The 15818-nt window shown below is 72.3% G+C and carries 12 protein-coding genes; 5 read left to right on the top strand and 7 right to left on the bottom strand.

Going from position 1 to position 15818, the window contains the following annotated elements:
- Nucleotides 1-94: 94 nt before the first annotated feature.
- From GA0070618_RS28935 to eccCa, 4 genes are all read right to left on the bottom strand, one after another.
- Nucleotides 95-520 carry an ATP-binding protein gene (locus GA0070618_RS28935; protein WP_088984452.1) on the bottom strand — a complete coding sequence of 142 codons (426 nt, stop codon included), beginning with the start codon at nt 518-520 and terminating at the stop codon, nt 95-97.
- A gap of 125 nt (nt 521-645) precedes the next feature.
- Complete coding sequence (locus GA0070618_RS28930; protein ID WP_143740211.1) at nt 646-1989, bottom strand: coiled-coil domain-containing protein; 1344 nt, start codon at nt 1987-1989, stop codon at nt 646-648.
- A 160-nt stretch (nt 1990-2149) separates the two neighbouring features.
- Nucleotides 2150-2755 (bottom strand): DUF4291 domain-containing protein, encoded by a 606-nt coding sequence (locus GA0070618_RS28925; protein ID WP_088985917.1) that lies wholly within the window; start codon nt 2753-2755, stop codon nt 2150-2152.
- Nucleotides 2756-2868: 113 nt separating this feature from the next.
- Entirely contained in the window at nt 2869-6879 is a 4011-nt protein-coding gene (eccCa, locus tag GA0070618_RS28920) for a type VII secretion protein EccCa (protein WP_088984451.1), read from the bottom strand.
- A 115-nt stretch (nt 6880-6994) separates the two neighbouring features.
- On the opposite strand from eccCa, the gene eccD reads away from it, so the two are divergent.
- Entirely contained in the window at nt 6995-8335 is a 1341-nt protein-coding gene (gene eccD, locus GA0070618_RS28915) for a type VII secretion integral membrane protein EccD (RefSeq protein ID WP_088984450.1), read from the top strand.
- Nucleotides 8336-8346: 11 nt separating this feature from the next.
- On the opposite strand, the gene GA0070618_RS28910 is transcribed toward eccD, so the two are convergent.
- The 3 genes from GA0070618_RS28910 to GA0070618_RS28900 are packed head-to-tail and all read right to left on the bottom strand — an operon-like array spanning nt 8347 to nt 9678.
- Nucleotides 8347-8652 (bottom strand): hypothetical protein, encoded by a 306-nt coding sequence (locus GA0070618_RS28910; RefSeq protein ID WP_088984449.1) that lies wholly within the window; start codon nt 8650-8652, stop codon nt 8347-8349.
- A complete protein-coding gene (locus GA0070618_RS28905) occupies nt 8645-9376 on the bottom strand; it encodes a hypothetical protein (protein WP_143740212.1) in 732 nt (243 codons plus the stop codon). Before GA0070618_RS28905 ends, GA0070618_RS28910 begins: the two co-directional genes overlap by 8 nt.
- 8 nt (nt 9377-9384) lie before the next feature.
- Nucleotides 9385-9678, bottom strand: a complete 294-nt coding sequence (locus tag GA0070618_RS28900; protein ID WP_088984447.1) for a hypothetical protein — start codon at nt 9676-9678, stop codon at nt 9385-9387.
- A gap of 55 nt (nt 9679-9733) precedes the next feature.
- Here GA0070618_RS28900 and GA0070618_RS28895 point away from each other — a divergent pair, with 55 nt between their 5' ends.
- The 4 genes from GA0070618_RS28895 to GA0070618_RS28880 all read left to right on the top strand — a co-directional run bounded on the left by GA0070618_RS28895 (nt 9734) and on the right by GA0070618_RS28880 (nt 15816).
- The gene (locus tag GA0070618_RS28895) at nt 9734-10627 is read left to right on the top strand and encodes a hypothetical protein (protein WP_088984446.1); all 894 of its coding nucleotides are present in this window, start codon (nt 9734-9736) and stop codon (nt 10625-10627) included.
- 69 nt (nt 10628-10696) lie between these two features.
- Nucleotides 10697-11032: a WXG100 family type VII secretion target gene (locus GA0070618_RS28890; RefSeq protein WP_157749031.1), complete on the top strand. Its 336-nt coding sequence runs from the start codon at nt 10697-10699 to the stop codon at nt 11030-11032.
- 15 nt (nt 11033-11047) lie between these two features.
- Nucleotides 11048-11341: a WXG100 family type VII secretion target gene (locus GA0070618_RS28885; protein ID WP_088984444.1), complete on the top strand. Its 294-nt coding sequence runs from the start codon at nt 11048-11050 to the stop codon at nt 11339-11341.
- A gap of 119 nt (nt 11342-11460) precedes the next feature.
- Entirely contained in the window at nt 11461-15816 is a 4356-nt protein-coding gene (locus tag GA0070618_RS28880; protein ID WP_088984443.1) for a DUF6531 domain-containing protein, read from the top strand.
- Nucleotides 15817-15818 lie beyond the last annotated feature (2 nt).

The raw sequence follows: 15818 nt of genomic DNA, 5'->3' as shown, positions 1-15818 counted from the left end.
GCTGGCACACAAGACTGACGGTCGCCACTCACCGGGCGCTTCCCGCATTCTTCCCGTCACCGCTCCGCCGGGCTCCCAGGCCGGTGGCGACCGGTCAGCGGTCGAACGACGCCCAGATGTGCTTGGTGGTGTCGGTGGCGTACCAGCCGACGTCCAGAGACAGGGCGAGCGCGAGTTGGAGGCCCCGACCGCCCGAGCCGGTCGGCTGGAAGTCGACCAACTCCGGAACCGTGCTCAGGTCGTGGTCGGCCACGTCCAGGTAGAAACACCCCTCCGAGGCCGAAAGAGTGACGATCGTCGGCGGCAGCCCGTGCCGCAGCGCGTTGGTCGCCAGTTCGGTGGCGACCAGCACGACCAGCTCCGGCACCTCGTCGAGACGTGCCCCGTCGACCAGGTCGTCACCGGTCAGCGCCTCGTGCAGCGACGCCCGGAGGGCACGCAGGTCCTGCGGGTGGCACAGCATCCAGCGCCGCAGCTCCACCGCCCGGGGCGGTGGTGGCGACGTCCGCAACGTTCCCATACCCCAGGTCTACCCAGGCCGGGCCGGTCCGAAGCGGATCACGGCCGGTGTGCTGCCCCACCTGCGGCTCCGGTGCCCGGGTGGGCGGACACGGCGGGCGGTGACCCGCCGCCCGCCGTGTCCGCTCAGGCGCCCGCGCCGACCTTGCCGCCGGTCGGATCGGTGGCCGGGTGGGCGCCGTTGGCCGCCGCGCGGGGCGCGACCTGCGGGTACTCGCTGGTCGGGGCGCCGCCAGCGGCGGCGGCCATCACGGCCGCCGCAGCCAGGTCGGCGACCCGCTTCGCCTCGCGCTGCACCCGGGCCCGCACGTCCTTGGCGTGGCGTTCGGCGGATTCGGCCGCCTGCCGCACCTCGTCCAGCCGGCCCAACTCACCGGCGAGCTCCTGACGGGTCTCGGTGAGCCGCTGCTGGAGCTGGACCACCTCGCGTTCCACCCCGCCCGCCTCCTGGCGCGACTGCGCCAGGTGCTGCTGGGCGGCGTCCAGCTCGCTCTGGAGCTGGGCCAGGGCCTGTCGCCGCTCACGGATCTCCTGCTGCACGGCGGTGACCTGCTGCTGGTGGACGGCGGCCTGCTCGTCGGCGTGCTGGCGCAGTTTGGTCGCGTACTGCTGGGCCTCGGTGACGAGCGTGGCGATCTTCTGCTCGGCCGTGGTCCGCTGTCGGGTCAGCTCCTGCTCGGCCGCCGCGCGGTGCTCGGTGAGTTCCTGCTCCGCGGCGGCACGCCGTTCCTCGATCTCCCGCTCCACCCCGGCCTGCCACTGGGCCAGTTCCTGCTGGGTCTGCGCGCGGGCCGCGTGCACCTCCTGCTGGATCTGCGTACGGGCGGCCTCCAGCAGCGCCTCGGCCTCGGCCCGGGTCCGTTCGACCTGCTGTGCGGTCTGCTCGTTGATTCGCTGCGCGTCCTGCTGGGCGCGTTCGTGCGCGGCCTCGCCCTCGGCACGCAACCGCTGCGCCAACTCGCGGATCTCGGCGAGTTCGGCCTGGGCGGCGGCCGCCCTCTCCTCGTGGGCCTTCTCCTGCTCCGCCCGCCGGCTGGACAGCTCCTCCTCGAGGTCGTGCAGCCGCTGGTTCGCCTGTTCCCGGGCCTCGGTGAGGACCCGCTCCGCCTCCGCCTCCAACCCGGACACCCGCGCGGTGGCCGCCTCGGTGATCGCCTCGGCCTGCTTCTCCGCCAAGGCCAGGATCTGGTCGACCATCGGGCCCAGGTCACGGAAGGAGGCACGGTCCACCTGGGCCGGTCGCTGGCGCAGCTCGACCAGCTCCGTCTGCATGTGCTGGAGCTGCGCCGCCAGGGACTGGAGCTGGCCGGAGGCGCGGTCGCGGGCACCCGCCAGTGCCGCGATCTCGGCGTCGACCTGTTCGACGTACCGGTCCACCTGTCGTTTGTCGTAGCCGCGCAGCGCGAGTTCGAAACTCGGCCGCGAGATCATGACATCGCGTAGTGCGAACGGCTCCTCGCCGTGAGACATGCGCCACCCTCCGTACGATCGCGGGCGTCACGCCAACGGATGTCCCACGGCATGACGCGGCGCAAGGCTACCGCCGCCCTGTCCCCGGTCGTCACCGAGCCCCGTCCCGCTGCCCCGGGGCGTCGTGGCGGCGACCGGTCGGGCCGCGCGGCCGGGTCCGTCAGTCGTCCGTCGACGCTCCGATGTGGGCGGCCACGTCGGCGGGCAGCGGGTACGGACGTTCGTCGGGCAGCAACGACCGCGCCCCCGCCCGGTCCCCCTCGACCAGCCTGGCCCGTACGGCATGGGCGGTGGGGGTGACGTCGCGGATGTCCACGATCCAGTCGTCGACGTACCGGTCGACGGCCACACCGGAGAGGCCGACCTGGAGCGAACGGTGGGGCAGCGGACGCAGGTCCAGGTCACGTTCCGGGTCCCACTGCACCCGGACGGGGCTGCGCCGGAGCCGATGGGACCAGGCCGCGCGGTCGGGGTACCGGTCGGGGTCGTGGTGGCTCAGGCACGAGTTGGCCAACGCCCACTCGAACCCGGCCCGGCTGATGTCGATGGCGAGCACGCACTCCTGGTCCGGCTTGGCGCCCCAGCCGCAGCGGTACATCATCCAGCGGAACGACGGCTTGATCCATGTCATCCGCTCGCGTTTGAACGGTGCGACGAAGCGGCCGTGCCGCAGCGCGGGTCCGGCGACCGCCGGGGCGTACGCCTGGTAGACGGTGATCGTCTCCGGGCCGTACCCGGCCCGGATCTCGCGGTACGGGCGGTCCATGGTGCTGATCATGACCGCTCTCCGGACCCGGGGCGACCGGTTTACCCGCCGCCGGCCCCCGGCACCGGTCGTCCTCGCGGTGACCACCGGCCACCGCCGACCCGCCAGCCGGACTACTCCACGTACGCGAGCTGCACCAGGACGGGCCGCCGGTTGCGCCGGACCAGCCGGCCCCGGCCCGGCGGCTGGACGGAGAGGTAGCTCTGCGGCCACAACTGCCCCTCCTGTCGTTCCCCGGAGAGCAGCAGACCCGCGCAGCCCACCTCCCTCATCCGCTGCGGCACCGGCTCGTGGACCGCCCGGCCGGCGCCCCCGCTGTGCCGCGCGACCACCAGGTGGAAGCCGAGGTCCCTCGACTGCGGCAGGAACTCCAGGAACGGCGCGAGCAGCCCGGCGCCCGCCCCGCCGAGCAGGTCGTAGTCGTCGCAGAGTACGACGATCTCCGGCCCCTGCCACCACGAGCGGCTCCGCAGCTGGGCGACGGTCAGGTCGTCCGGCGGCAGCCGTCTGCGGACCTCCCCGGCGACTCCGTGCACCAGGCCCTGGGCGGCGGTCGCCGTCCCCGCGTACGCGCCGAGGTACGGCTCGGGGACCGCGTCGAGCAGGGTGCGGCGCAGGTCGACGACGGCGAAGACCACCTGGTCGTCGGTGAACTGCGCGGTCAGGTCCCGTACCAGCAGCCGCAGCAACGAGGTCTTGCCGCTGGCCGAGTCCCCGAAGACGAGCAGGTGCGGGTCGGTGCCGAGGAGGTCCAGCAGGGTGGGGCGCAGCTCCGCCTCGTCCAGACCCAACCGGATCCGGCCGTCGCCCGGCGCGGCGTCGGTCACCTCGGCGTAGTCCACCCGGGCCGGGAGCATCCGGATCGCCGGGGCGGGCGGTCCGGTCCAGGCCGTCGCCACCTGGGAGACCAGGTCGTCCAGTCCCTTCTGGAGGGTGGCCACGTCGTCGCTGCCGTCGACGCGGGGCAGCGCGACGTGCGCCATCAGGGCGTCCTGGGTCAGGCACCGGCCGGGGGTGTCCGACCGGAGGTTCTCCGCCGCCTTCCGTTTGATCGTCGAGTCCAGCGGGTCGTTCAGCCGGAACTCGATTTTCGATCCGATGACGGCCTGCAACTGCATCCGCAGGTCCGCCCAGCGCCCGGCGGTCAGCACCAGGTGCACCGCGTAACCCAGGCCCCGCGCGCCGATGTCCTGCACGACGTCGGCGAGGTCCTCGAACTCGCTCTTGAGAACCGGGTAGTTGTCGACGACCAGGACGATGTCGGCGGCGGCCAGCTCCGGCAGCCGGCCTTCCCGGTGCATCTGCCGCATGGTGTCGGTCGAGTCGATGCCCCGGGCGGCGAAGAGTTCCTCACGTTCGGCCATCAGCATGCTGACCTCCGTGACCGTGCGGCGGACCCGGTCGGGGTCCAGCCGCCCGGCCACCCCAGCCACGTGCGGCAGATGCGTCAGCGCCGCCAGCGCCCCGCCGCCGAAGTCCACGCAGTAGAAGGCGACGTCCTGCGGGGTGTGGGTCAGCGCCGCGCCGGCGACCAACGTCCGGAGCAGGGTGGACTTGCCGGTCTGCGGCGCCCCGAGCACGCAGACGTGCCCGCCGCCGCCGGAGATGTCCAGCACGAACGGCTCCTGCCGCTGCTCGGTGGGCCGGTCCACCAGGCCGAGCGGGATCCGCAGCCGGCCCCGCTGCTCCACCGGCACCACCAGCCCGTACGCCGGGTCCGCGGTCAGGGGCCCGGTCACCCGGTCCAGCGGCAGCGAGGCGGGCAGCGGGGGCAGCCAGATGCGGTGCGCCTGCGAGCCGTTGTCGCGGAGCCGGCCGACCACCACGTCCAGGGTGGTCGGCGCGGTCGGCGGCGCGGCCGGCTCCACCGGGGCCGGCCCGCCGGGCCGCCGGTCGAGGTTGTAGAGCAGGAAGACCGCCGGGTCCGGCGGCGCGTCGACCACCTCCTCACCGGCCGGCGGACGGTACGGCCCCGAGACGTACGCGGCCTTGAACCGCTCGAAGACCGTGGTGTCCACCTTCAGGTAGCCGGAGCCCGGCAGCGGCGGCAGCCGGTACGCGTCCGGCACCCCGAGCACCGTCCGGCTCTCCTGCTCGTTGAAGGTCCGCAACCCCAGCCGGTACGACAGGAACGACTCCAGCCCGCGCAGCCGTCCCTCCTCGAGGCGTTGCGAGGCGAGCAGTTGGTGGACGCCGATCGACCGACCGATCCGGCCGATGGCGATGAACAACTCGATGAAGTCCGGTTTGGCGGTGAGCAGCTCGCTGAACTCGTCGATGATCACCAGCAGGTTCGGCAGCGGATCCAGCGGCGCTCCGGCGTCCCGCCGCCGGTTGTACTCGGTGATGTTGGCCAACTGGCCCGCGTCGAGCAGGATCTGCTGGCGGCGCTTCATCTCGCCCTGCACGGCATCGCCGAGCCGGTCGACCAGCCCGGCGTCGTCGGAGAGGTTGGAGATCATCGCCGAGGTGTGCGGCAGGTGTTCCAGCCCGGCGAAGGTGGCCCCACCCTTGTAGTCGACCAGCACCAGGCTCAGCCGCTCCGGAGGGTGGGTCGTCGCCAGCGTGAGCACCAACGTCCGCAGCACCTCCGACTTGCCGGATCCGGTGGCCCCGACGCAGAGCCCGTGCGGCCCCATCCCGCCCAGCGCCGACTCCTTGAGGTCCAGGTGCACCGGGTTGCCCGCCGGCCCGACCCCGAAGGGAACCTTGAGGAAGTCCGGCAGCAGCCGGGGCGCCCACTGGGCGTGCACGTCGAAGCTGGCCTCGTCGCCGACGCCGAGCAGCCCCCGCAGGTCGACGGTGGCCTCCAGCGGCGCGTCCTCGACCGACTCGGCCACCAGCCGCAACGGGGAGACCTGCCGGGCCAGCGCCTCGATCTCCGCCAGGCCCACCCGGTCGGCGGTGCCGGTGGCGGCACCCCGTAGCCGGTCCCGGTGGGCCCGCACCTCGTCGGCCCGGCTGTCCGGCAGCGGTCGCAGGTCCTCCACGGTGACCCGGCCGTCGGCACAGCTCACCCGTACGTCCACCCGGGACGGCTCGTACTGCCGGTCGGTCACCAGCACCACCGTGGCGATGCCCAGGTCCGCCGGGGAGAGGTCGGGGTCGAGATGACCGAGCGGGTCGACCGGTCCCGCCGAGACCTGGTCGGTCACCACCACCAGCCGGCTGCCCCGGAACCGGTGGTTCGGGTCCCCGAGCCGACGGGCCCGGTTGACCTCCGCCATCCGGCGACCCAGTTCCTCGCCGAGCAGACCGGCCAGCACGGCCGGGTCGGCGGCCACCAGGCGGCGGGGCGCCGGCCCGTCGAAGGCGCCCGGGTCCAGGCAGTGCGGCAGCCACTTCACCCAGTCGAACTCCGGGCCGGCGGTGCCGCCGAGCAGCCACGCCAGCCGTACGTCGTCGGGGGCGTGCAGGACCGCGAGCTGGGCGACCAGCGCGCGCACCACGTTGCGGGTCTCGCCGGGGCGGCCGACGACGGAGACCACGCCGGTCACCGGCACCGCCACCGGCAGGTCGTCCAGCAGCCGGTCCCGGTCGACCACCAACCGGGCGGCGGCCAGGGTCACCGGATCCAACTCGACCATCGGGTTGTCCTCGTCGGCGAGCAGGTTGACCCGACGCCACAGCCGGTCCTGTCCGTGCCCGACCCGCAGCACCAGGAAGTCCGGATCGGCGAGCCGGCGCTCCCACCGCCGGTGCGGGTCGCGGAGCAGGTCGGGCAGGACCTCCGGCGAGGGGTGCCGGTGCCGGGCGGCGGCCCGCTGGGTGGCCGCGTCCGCCCGGATCTGGTCCCGTACCCGGTCGACGTATTCCAGGTACCGGCGACGCTGGACGGCGAACCGGCGGGCCGACCCGGTGCGCTGGGCGACGAACGCGGCGATCCCGCCGAGGACCGTGGCGGCCAGCATGCCGAACCCGGCGATCATCATGACCGGGTTCTGGTTGGCCATCATCATCAACAGCATGCCCGCGCCGCCCATGATGGGCAGCAGGACCTGCATGATGCCGGCGAAGCCGCCCGACCCCTCGGGCACCGCGGGCGGCGCGACCACGTCGAGCACGGTCAGCTCCGGCTCCGGTGGCGGCACCCGGGCCGGTCGGTGGACCACCCGCTGCGTCATCGCGACCCCTTCCGGCCGGGCCCGACGGACCCGACGGCCAGGTGACCGTAGTGCTCCGAACTCATAGAGTAGTACCGCTGGACACTCTGAGCCGACCGCATCGGGACGGAGGGTGATGGCCAACCGATTCACGCGGGTCACGGTGGTCGCCGACGGGCGTAGCCTCGACGTCAGCCTGCCGGCGGCCCGGCCGCTGGTGGAGGTGCTGCCCCAGCTCTGCGACCTGCTCTCCCTCGCGCCACAGGCGACCGGTCGATGGACCCTGTCCACTCCGGCCTCCGGCGGCCTGGATCCCCGGCGCTCCCTGGACGAGGCGGGCGTCGTCGACGCCCAGACCCTCTACCTCACCCCACCCGAGCAGGCCGCGCTCCCGCCGTTCGTGGACGACGTGGTCGACGAGGTCCAGAGCACGGTCGACGGTGACGGCAGCGAGTGGTCCGGTGCCGCCCGGGCCGCTGGATGCGCGGCCCTGGCCGGTGTCGTGGTGCTGGTCCTCACCTACGTCCTCGCCACCACGACCGCCCCGCAGACCGGCACCACGACCGCCCCGCAGACCGCCGTCGCGCTCGCCGTGGTCGCCGTCGCGGCGGCCCTGATCGGCCGGCTCCTGCGGGACTCCGGCGGGCACCTGCTGGTCGCCGCCGCCGTCCCCGCGTGGGCGCTCGCGCTCACCACCGCCGCCCGGCTGGCCGGGTGGGACACCCCGGCACAGGTCACGGTCGGTGTCGTCGGCGCGGGCGCCGGCACCGCGCTGCTCGCGCTGACCGGCGACCGCTGGTACGGCGTCGCCGCCGGAGGCGTCACCCTGGCCTCGTTCGGCGTGGCCGGCACCGCCCTGCTGACCGCCGGCCTCGACCCGGCGCGCGCGGCGGCGGTCGGCGCGGTCCTGGCCGTCTTCGCGGTGGGGCTGGCACCGCAACTCGCCCTCGACTCGTCCCGCCTCGTCGAACTGCTGCGCATGCAGGAGGAGAGCCGATGGGTCGGTCGGCACCTGGTCGAGGCCGCCGTCCGTCGTGGTGAGGCGGTCCTGCGCGGGACGGTCACCGGCATCGCCGGAGCGGCGGCCGGGACGGCTCTGGTGCTGCTCACCGGGGACGTGCCGTCCGGGGTGCTCCTCGGCGGCGTCCTGGGCCTGGTGTTCGCCCTGCGGTCGAGGATCTTCACCCGCCGGGGCCAGGTGGTGCCGATGCTCGTCGTGCCGGTGGTCGTGGCCACCGTCCTGCTGGTCGACGGCGTCGGGCTCCTCACGTCGGCGGGACCGGGCCGGGTCTGGCTGCTCGTGGCCGGCGGTGCGGCGGCCGTGGCGGTGCTGCTCCGGGCCGGCCGACCCCGCCTCGACGACGTGGCGGCCGCCCGGACGAGACAGCTCCTCGACCTGGTCGAGGTGGTCGCGGTGGTGAGCCTGGTGCCGTTGGTGATCGCGGTCTTCGGCGGATTCGCCTGGGCGGCCGGCTGAGGCGGACCCGCTCAGAGCGGACGCTGTGGTGCGTACCCCGTCGGCCCGGGCGCGGGAACCCGTACGACCGGCACCGCCGTCACCCGGTCGGCCCGGGCCCGCTCGCGACGCTGTTCGGCCAGTAGTTCCCCGATCGTGCTGATCGCCCAGACCGCGACCATCAGCAGCGCGCCGACGACCAGGCTGGCGACCACCGCCGCGTACGGGCGGCGCAGTTGGCGGGGACCCCGGCGCGAGCCGTGCAGCAACGCGGCCGTGGCGGTGGCCGTCCGCAGCGCGTGGGCCTCGACGACGGCCCGGTCCCGGGCGTCAGCCACCTTCGGCGTCCCCGGGGTCGCCGGTTCCGTCCGCCCCGGCCCTGGGCTCGACGGCGTCCGTGGGGTCGGTGGCGTCCGTCGGCTCGGCGGCGTTCGTGGGGTCGGCGGGGGAGATGGCGTGGGCCACCGCGACGATCGCGTCGGCGAGCATGCGTTCCAACTCCGGGTGGGGCGTCGCCGCGCTCAGCACGGCCGTCCACGTCGTGCCCGGCAGGGGCAGGTAGAGCTGGAGGACGGTGGATCGCACCCGGGTCAGCGCTCCCGGCGGCACGGTGAACGCCACGTCCCGGTGGAGCAGGCCGGGGCCGCGTGGGGTCTCCACCTCCTCGACCGTCCCCGTCCGGGACAGGCTCTGCCGGACCAGCGCGAGCCCGGCGGGTTGCGGGGTCGAGTCGAACCAGCCCAGGTGCAACCCCGCGCTGCCGACCGCGCCGGTCGACATCCGACCCAGCTGCACCATGCTGAGTGCGGCACCGGCCCGCTGACAGTCGGCGACCAGTTGTTCGAGGAAGTCGAGCACCGCCCGTCGCTCGGCGGCCCGTAGTCGGCGTCCGTGGAACCGGTCGTCGACGATGCGTTCCGCGTTGCGCTGCCAGGACTCCGGATTGGTGTCCAGCAGGACCCAGTCCGACGGAATCGCGGCCGTCCAGGGAAACGGCGGATGCGGCGCGTGGGAATTGATCTTCAGGTCCGAGGCGGGAAGTGGATCGAGAATGTCGGTCACCCGCACTCCTACGCTTCCTTCGGCCGCAGCGCCGCTGCGGTCTGGGTGTCGAAGTCCGAGACCATCTTGCCGATCGCGGCGGATATCTCACCCCAGGTGCCGATGTTGTTCGTCAACTCCAGCAGGCTGGTCTTCCACTCGCCCCGGAAGTCCGAGATCGCATTCTGGATGTCGCCGTGGTCGTCAGCCAGCCCGCCGCAGTCGACCGCGCCCCGTTGGTCGGACTCCAGCTTGTCGCTCAGGGTGGTGAGATTCCTTCCCAGGCTCACCAGCGTCGCGTATGGATACTGGACGTAGGTCATCACGCCTCCCGTCACCGAAGCCAGGCTAGCAACCAACGTCAATGCGGAGAAGTCGATGACCGAGTACCGACAAAAGCCCCTCCCGGTGTCGGCCGGGCCGCTGCTCCGGGCGGCCGGTCGGGCGGCGTGGCGCGCCCTGGATCCCCGCGTCGCCGCGCGGCTGCGGGCCGAGTGGACCCATTCGGCGACCCTGTCCGCACCGCTCGCGCCGGGTGTCATCGCCGTGGTCGGCCCGGATCGGGGAGCCGGCCGGTCGACCGTGGCCGCCCTGCTCGCTCTGGCCCTGGCCCGTCACCAGAGCTCCCGGGTGCTCGCGGTGGAGACCGGCCACGGCGGGGGCCTGCACCGTCGGTTGGCCACCCGGCCCGGCGGGTCGACCACTGCCGTGTTGACCGCCCTTGGTGTACGGGGTGACGCGGGTGCGCGCCCGGGCGCGGTCGGGCGCCGCTGGCTGCGGGAACAGCTCACCCTCGGCGAGGGGCCGATGCTGCTGGCCGCCGACCCGGCCGGCACGGACCGGCCGCTGACCGACGTCGAGTACGCCCCGGCGACGACTGCCCTGGCCCGGTGGTTCCCGACCCGCGTGGTCGACACCCCGCCGCTGACCTCCGACCCGGTCGTGCCCGCCGTGCTGACCCGGGCCGATCAGGTGGTGATCGTGCTGCCCGACGGTCCCGGGCACGCCCAGAAGTCGGCCCGGTGCCGCTCCTGGATCGCCCCGCTGCTACCCCGCCCGGTCGAGGAGGTGGCGGTCGACGTGCGGGTCCGGCGGGACGGGGCCACCGCCCCCGGTGGTCGCCCGGCCGCTCCCGTCGACGACGGCGCTCTCGTGCTCCCCGACGACCCGGCGTTGCGCGGCGGCGGAGTGCTGCGCTGGCCGCTCCTCGCCGCCGACACCCGTTACATGATCCTTACCCTGGCTTGCCGATTGGTGCAGAAGATTGACTAAGTCAGTGACATTGGCCAATCGATGTGCTGTGTTGGGTCGAGGGAATGTCGCACAGCAGGGGAGGCCTCTGTGGGCACCAAGTTTTCGATCACGGACAACTCCGTCAACCAGCACTCGTCCAACCTCGACACGTCGGTCGCGGCGCTCAACAGCCAGGCAAGATCATTCATCAGCGCCATTGAACCACTGCCGGCGGTGTGGAAGGGTTCGGCGTTCCAGAGCTGGGACCAACTCACCCAGCGGTGGAACGCGGCGATGGCCGACCTGAACAAGGCGCTCAACGACATCAAGAGTCGGGTGGGATCCGCCGGCCAGCTCTACGACACGTACCACTCCGAGCAGACCAGCCAGTTGCAGTCGACCATGGGGTCGGCCAACTGGGACGGCGCGAAGTTCCGCGGCTAGCTGAAGGAGTCAGACATGGCCGACGTGTTCAGCTACGACGAGTCGACCGCCGGATCGGCCCAGGGCGACATCGCCGCCGTCGCCAACGGCGTCCAGGCAAGTCTCGATGATCTCACCAATTTCGTCACCCGGGTCAAGGCCAATTGGGAAGGCGACGAAATGGAGATCTACAACGGCATTCAGACGCAGTGGAACACCTCGGCTGACACCGTCAAGCAGATCCTCGACTCGGTGCGGCAGGCCCTCGGGCAGACCACCACCTCCGTGCAGGAGATGCGCGGCCAGGTGCGCGGCGCCCTTCAGGGCTGACCCGGTACGTCGAAGGCGCAACAGCGCCGGGCGGGCCGTCTCCGGTGACCCGACCCCGCCCGGCACGTGATGGAGCGTGACCAGCAGGCAGACGGACGTACGGGGAAGGTCCGGGCGCGATGGCGGAGTTTCCGGCGCACCTGTTCCGCATCGAGGGAGACCCGTCGGCGATCCGCTCGTCGGCGGGCAAGTGGCACGACTTCGGCACGGCGGCGACCCAGGCCGCCAGCGAGATCACCAGGCTCGACACCAGCCAGTTCGTCGGGCCCGAAGGTGACCAGTTCCGTAAGGGCCTCAACGCCAGCATGCCGGGGAACCTGCGGATCACCGGCGACGCGTTCGGCAAGGTGTCCACCAGTCTACGGACGTTCGCCGACACCCTGAGTGGTCTCCAGGACGAGATGCGCCCGCTCGCCCAGCGGGCACCCGGACTGTGGGCGGCGTTGCAGGCCGCCCGGGGCCGGGCGGAGCGGGCCCGCGACGCCGACGCCCGCCACGAGCGGGAGGCCGCCGCCCGGCCGCCGGAGGACACCGAACCGGACACCTACCAGTCCGACAGCGGTGCGGCCGGAGCGGCCCTGTCCCAGGCCCAGCGGGAGTGGGACGCCTGCGTCGCCGCCGCCAACGGGCTGCGCACCAGGCAGACCAACGCCGTCCGGGACTGCGTCCGGGTCATCAACGAAGCCAAGGACCTGCGCTTTCGGGAAAATCCGAAGTGGTGGAACCTCAAAGGGCAATTCACCAATTTCGTCCGGGACAACCAGGAACTGCTCCAGAAGCTCTCCGGCGCGCTCAAGATCGTGTCCCTGGTCGCCGGTCTGCTCTCGTTCATTCCGATCCTCGCGCCCGTCATGGGACCGATCGCCATCGCGGCCGGTGCCACCGCGCTGCTGATCGACGCGTCGGTCTACGCGGCCACCGGGAAGGGCAGCCTCACCCAGATCCTGATCGACGGGGTGCTCACCGTCGTACCCATCGGCCGCTTGGCGATGCTGGGCAGACCGGTCGCGGCCCTGGCCGGGCGCGGGCTGTCCGCACTCGGCAACGGATTCGGCAGGGCACGCCAGGCGCTGGCGAACATGCCCCGCCCGAGCATTCCCCTGGGGGCACGTCGGTGCGCGGCCGACCCGATCGACATCGCCAGCGGTGAGGTCGTCCTCACCCAGACCGACGTCGAGCTGCCCGGCCTACTGCCGCTCGTCCTCAGCCGCAGCCACCTGTCGTCCTACCGGGTCGGCCGGTGGTTCGGCACCTCCTGGGCGTCCACCCTCGACCAGCGGCTCGAACTCGACGACGCCGGTGCCTGCCTCGTGGCCGAGGACGGCATGCTCCTCACCTATTCGCAGCCCGGTGCCGTCGACGTGCGCACCCTGCCCGAGTCGGGGCCACGGTGGCCGCTCACCCCGACCGCCGACGGGTACCGCGTCGATCAATCCGAGAGTGGCCGGACCCTGCACTTCCGCGAGGTGCCCGGCCACCCGGGACCGGAGGACGGCGAACCGGTCCGGGTGCTGCCACTGGTTGCCGTGACGGACCGGAACGGCCACCGGATCGACCTCGACTGGCGGGACGGCGAGATCGCGGAGATCCGGCACAGCGGCGGGTACCGGATCGCGGTCGACACCCTTGGGGGCCGGGTGGCGGCCCTGAGCCTGCTCGACGCGGACGCCTCCGGCGACGCGCGGGTCCTCGTCCGGTTCGGCTACGACGAGCGGGGCCACCTCGCCGAGGTCGTCAACGAGTCGGGCCGTCCGCTGCGGTTCGGGTACGACGACGAGGGCCGCCTGCTCCGTTGGCAGGACCGGAACGAACAGGAGTACGCGTACGCCTACGACGAGCACGGGCGGTGCGTGACCGCCACCGGGACCGGGGGATACCTGGCCGCCCGGCTGCACTACGACCCGGACGCCCGGACGACCACGGTGGTCGACTCGCTCGGCCACGCCACCGTCTACGAGCTGAACGAACGTGGGCAGAGTCAACGAGTCACCGACCCGCTCGGAAACGCCAGCACCTGCATCTGGGATCGATACGACCGAAAGTCGACAGAGACGGACGCCCTCGGGCGAATCCTCCGTTATCACTACGATGACGACGGAAACCTGGTCGAGGTCGTGCGCCCGGACGGGAGCCGGGCGACCGCGTCGTACAACGGCCTCCGCCAACCGGTGGTTGTCACCGACTTCGACGGTGCGACCTGGCGGCGCGCGTACGACGAACGCGGCAACCTGACCATGGTCACCGACCCGACCGGGGCGGTCACCCACTACCACTACGACGACGCAGGCCACCTCGCCGAGGTGGTGGACGCGCTCGGCAACGCCCTACGGGTGGAGACCGACGCCGCCGGCCTGTTCAGCCGGATCACCGACGCGACCGGTGCGGTGACCAGCTGTCAGCGGGACACGGCCGGGCGGGTCACCGAGATGACCGACCCGGTGGGCGGCACCACCTACCTCGGCTGGACGTCGGACGGACACCTGGCCTGGCGGCGTACCCCGGACGGCGCGCACGAGGAGTGGACGTACGACGCCGAAGGCAACCTGGTCACCCACACCGACCCGACCGGGGCCACCACCGAGTTCGCGATCGGCCCCTTCGACCTGCCGGTGTCCCGCACCGGCCCGGACGGCGGCCGGCTGACCTTCGCCTACGACACCGAACTGCGCCTCACCACGGTCACCAACCCGCAGGGCCTGACCTGGCGGTACGACTACGACCCGGCCGGCCGCCTGGTCGCCGAGACCGACTTCAACGGCCGGAGGCAGACCTACACCCTGGACGCCGCCGGTCAGCTCGTGGCCCGCACCAACGGTGCCGACCAGCAGGTCGAGCTGGTCCGCGACGAGCTGGGCAACATCGTCGAGAGGCGTACCGCCGAGGGCGTCACCATCCTCCGGTACGACCCGGTCGGGCGGCTGTCGCACGCCGCCTCGCCGGACGTCGACCTCCAGTTCGAGCGGGATCCGCTCGGCCGGGTGCTCGCCGAGATCTGCGATGGGCACCGGGTCACCTCGACCTACGACGCCCTCGGCCGACGCACCCACCGGCGTACTCCCTCCGGACTGGAGAGCACCTGGGACTACGACGCCGGCCACCGCCCGGTGGCTCTGCACACCGGCGGGCAGACGATCCGGTTCACGCACGACGCCGCCGGCCGGGAGACCCGGCGCAGCGTCGGTGCGCTCGTCCTCACCCAGACCTGGGACCCGAACCACCGCCTGCTCTCCCAGGCTCTCACCGCGAACCCGACTGCCGGGTCGGATGTCCTGGCCGGCGTGCCGGAACTGGTAGCCCACCGGGCCTACCGGTACCGCGCCGACGGCTACCTGGTCGACATCACCGACCAGGTGACCGGTGAACGTCGGCTGGAACTGGACCGGGCGGGCCGGATCACCGCCGTCCGGGCGGCCAACTGGACCGAGCGTTACGCCTACGACGACGCCGGCAACCTGACCAGCGCGGCCTGGCCCGACGCAGGAGACGACGGGGCCGCACAGGGCGACCGCGAGTACACCGGCACCCTGATCCGCCGGGCCGGGAACATCCGGTACGAGCACGACGACGCCGGGCGGGTCGTGCTGCGGCAACGCAAGGAGCGCTCGACCAAGCCGTCGACCTGGCGGTACACGTGGGACAGCGACGACCGACTGGTCGGGGTGACCACACCGGATGGCACCCGCTGGCGCTACCGCTACGACGCCCTCGGCCGGCGGGTCGCCAAGCAGCGTCTCGACGCCGGCGGGGAAGTGGTCGAGCAGGTCGACTTCGCCTGGGACGGACCGCGCCTGATCGAGCAGACCCACCGGGACGAAACCGGCGACCTCACCAGCACCTGGGAGTACGCCCCGGACTCGTTCACCCCGATCAGCCAGACCGACGGCTCGGCGCTCGACCAGTCCGAGGTGGACCGCCGCTTCTACGCGATCGTCGCCGACCTGACCGGGACGCCCACCGAACTGGTCGACCCCGATGGCCGAGTGGCCTGGCAGCAGCGAACGACCATCTGGGGAATTCCCACCCACGTCAGTGCCGACGGGACCGACTGCCCGCTGCGCTTCCCGGGTCAGCTCCGTGACCCGGAAACCGGCGCGTCATACAACTACCACCGCTACTACGACCCCGAGACGGCGCGATATGCCTGCGCAGATCCGCTAGGTCTCGATGCGGGACCGGACCCGCACGCATATGTTGCCAACCCAACCTTCGAGATCGATCCGCTCGGGTTGGTGCCATGCCCTCTGAATGCGCTGAAGCGTTTAGGGCACAAGATAGCCAGAGGGAATAACTACATCCGCATCGGTCGCGTTACTGATGGCACGCCGGTCAGAGTGTCTATTGGGCCGGCCCCGAAGCATTACAAAAATCTCGGCCCAATTGGAAAGGCGCTTTCGCCTGTTCACCTACATCTGGAGTTGCGCAAGGTCGGAGTCGATTTCAACTGGTTCGGTAAATCGTTCTACAAGAAGTGGTAGAC

Origin of the sequence: Micromonospora echinospora (assembly GCF_900091495.1) — a bacterium.
Classification (GTDB): domain Bacteria; phylum Actinomycetota; class Actinomycetes; order Mycobacteriales; family Micromonosporaceae; genus Micromonospora; species Micromonospora echinospora.
This window is presented reverse-complemented; position numbering and strand designations above follow the sequence as displayed.

What these genes read in the sequence shown, in the direction of transcription:
- GA0070618_RS28935 (WP_088984452.1), bottom strand. Translation starts at nt 520, where the DNA reads ATGGGAACGTTGCGGACGTCGCCACCACCGCCCCGGGCGGTGGAGCTG.
- GA0070618_RS28930 (WP_143740211.1), bottom strand. Translation starts at nt 1,989, where the DNA reads ATGTCTCACGGCGAGGAGCCGTTCGCACTACGCGATGTCATGATCTCG.
- GA0070618_RS28925 (WP_088985917.1), bottom strand. Translation starts at nt 2,755, where the DNA reads ATGGACCGCCCGTACCGCGAGATCCGGGCCGGGTACGGCCCGGAGACG.
- eccCa (WP_088984451.1), bottom strand. Translation starts at nt 6,879, where the DNA reads ATGACGCAGCGGGTGGTCCACCGACCGGCCCGGGTGCCGCCACCGGAG.
- eccD (WP_088984450.1), top strand. Translation starts at nt 6,995, where the DNA reads ATGGCCAACCGATTCACGCGGGTCACGGTGGTCGCCGACGGGCGTAGC.
- GA0070618_RS28900 (WP_088984447.1), bottom strand. Translation starts at nt 9,678, where the DNA reads ATGACCTACGTCCAGTATCCATACGCGACGCTGGTGAGCCTGGGAAGG.
- GA0070618_RS28895 (WP_088984446.1), top strand. Translation starts at nt 9,734, where the DNA reads ATGACCGAGTACCGACAAAAGCCCCTCCCGGTGTCGGCCGGGCCGCTG.
- GA0070618_RS28885 (WP_088984444.1), top strand. Translation starts at nt 11,048, where the DNA reads ATGGCCGACGTGTTCAGCTACGACGAGTCGACCGCCGGATCGGCCCAG.
- GA0070618_RS28880 (WP_088984443.1), top strand. Translation starts at nt 11,461, where the DNA reads ATGGCGGAGTTTCCGGCGCACCTGTTCCGCATCGAGGGAGACCCGTCG.